2 protein-coding genes are annotated in these 1,707 nt (G+C 60.9%); one reads left to right on the top strand and one right to left on the bottom strand.

Annotated elements, in window-relative coordinates; genetic code table 11:
• Positions 1–433 precede the first annotated feature (433 nt).
• On the top strand, positions 434–709 hold the full coding sequence (locus EOA85_RS34640; protein ID WP_127212675.1) for a hypothetical protein: 276 nt from the start codon (positions 434–436) through the stop codon (positions 707–709).
• Positions 710–1,041: 332 nt separating this feature from the next.
• On the opposite strand, the gene EOA85_RS34635 is transcribed toward EOA85_RS34640, so the two are convergent.
• Positions 1,042–1,578: an MgtC/SapB family protein gene (locus EOA85_RS34635; RefSeq protein WP_127212674.1), complete on the bottom strand. Its 537-nt coding sequence runs from the start codon at positions 1,576–1,578 to the stop codon at positions 1,042–1,044.
• Positions 1,579–1,707: the final 129 nt, after the last annotated feature.

Raw genomic sequence — 1,707 nt, 5'->3', positions numbered from 1 at the left:
ACTATAATCACCGCAAGGGCCAGGCGCTCTGTTCGCCTGACGATTGCAGCGACCTCTTCGTCGCTCGGCGAAATGAGATCAACCGCCGAGAAATCTGTTGGGTCAGGAGTTTGATTGTCATTTGCGGGTCGGCTTGCGACCTCATCGACATTCTGTCTGCTCTGGGTAAGGGGCACAGTTGTTTCCGCTGTTAGAGAAATATCGGGCGCCCGCCGATGAGGGATACAGCGGGCACCCGGAACCACCGATGAAGGGACTTTGCTCGGCGGCCAAGACCAATCCGTTGGTAAGATCTTGGTTGCCAGCCTCAGCCCTCTGTCTTTAACGCAAAGACTTCAGTCTTACTGCATCATGGACCATAGCCCGGCGGCGGAACTAAGTGCCCGCCGGTCCCGTTGCCGACCAGTGATAATTCAGAATAGGAGAGATAGTCATGGCTGACGGTCCCACCGTTGTTAACTCAGGCGGAAATGGCGCCGGCACCGCTGTCGCCGTCGTTCTCGCAATTATCGCAATCGTGGTCCTGCTGTTGTTCACCGGCGTTATCAACATAAACGGCGGGGGCATCGGAAAGGACGTCGACGTAAAGGTTGAAGCGCCCAGGGTTGAAGCGCCGAAGGTCGAAGCGCCAACCGCGCCCGCTCCGGCAGAGCCGGCCGCACCTGCCCCAGCCGCGCCCGCTCCGGCAGCACCTGCTGACGGCGGCTAAAGGGACGCCTTCTTGGGATGCAGGATTTTTAGGAGGAATGACCGCCTCCGTTTGCGGGGGTGTTCGTCAAGAGGAGCATTAGCGTGCGCTAACACTGTCCGGGACCAGCGGGCTTTCCCCCCAACTTTAGCCCGCTGCAGGTCGGGCTGTAACCCGGTCGGCCCGCGCTCGGAGGAGGAGCGCGGGCTTTTCCTTGTCAGTCCGACGCGCCAGACAAGGCGGAAGGCCGGCGCCGCTAAGGGGGTGAGGTAGAATGCCCAGGGACCAGCCCGGCGAATTGGGGTCCGCAACGCACTCCGCCGTTCGGCTCCTTGCGCGCGGGGCGTTTGTCCTCAGCCTTGGCGCCGCTTGGACACATCTTCTTCCGAAATGGGCTTTCCTTGTCCGGTGTTCTCGCCAATCCCGGACTTGGCTGCAAAACTATAAAGAAGGCCTGCCACGACAAGCACCAATAGCGTGCCGAGTGCCGCCACCTGCCACAGACCTAGCCCGCACGCTACGCCAATTGCCCCGGACAGCCACATGCCTGCACCGGTCGTCAGCCCGTGGACCTCGCCTCTCGAAAACAAAATCGATCCGGCAGCAAGGAACGCCACGCCAGCGGTAACCGCTTCGACGACACGAATCGGATCGACTTTCACGGAGTCCTGCAGAAACATCGGCGCGTGGACGATTTCAATCGTCAGAATACCGAAAGTAGCCGCTGCCACGCAGACCAGGATATGGGTGCGAAGCCCGGCAGGCCGATTTCGCCATTCTCGTTCGAAACCGATCGCAGCACCGAAGATCGACGCCAGCAGAAGCCTCGCCGCAATAACCGGAAACGGGAGGTATGTCGGATGGCCGAATTCTTGGAAAAGCTGTTGCATGCGTAACCCGGGCTGACCGGCCACAACGTGCTCGGGCCGGCCCGGTTCCCCAAGGTCTGTCGGAGGTAGCGCGCCTAGGTCAGGGCGGGGGGCTCTGCTGGCTTACCACTGACTTTGACCGGTTTCCCC

This window comes from Mesorhizobium sp. M5C.F.Ca.IN.020.29.1.1 (genome assembly GCF_003997375.1).
GTDB lineage: Bacteria > Pseudomonadota > Alphaproteobacteria > Rhizobiales > Rhizobiaceae > Mesorhizobium > Mesorhizobium wenxiniae.
The sequence above is the reverse complement of the archived record's forward strand: the minus strand, read 5'-3'. Positions and strand labels throughout refer to the sequence as shown.

Excerpts from the sequence above, each read along its gene's own strand:
- EOA85_RS34635 (WP_127212674.1), bottom strand. The coding sequence starts at position 1,578 with ATGCAACAGCTTTTCCAAGAATTCGGCCATCCGACATACCTCCCGTTT.
- EOA85_RS34640 (WP_127212675.1), top strand. The coding sequence starts at position 434 with ATGGCTGACGGTCCCACCGTTGTTAACTCAGGCGGAAATGGCGCCGGC.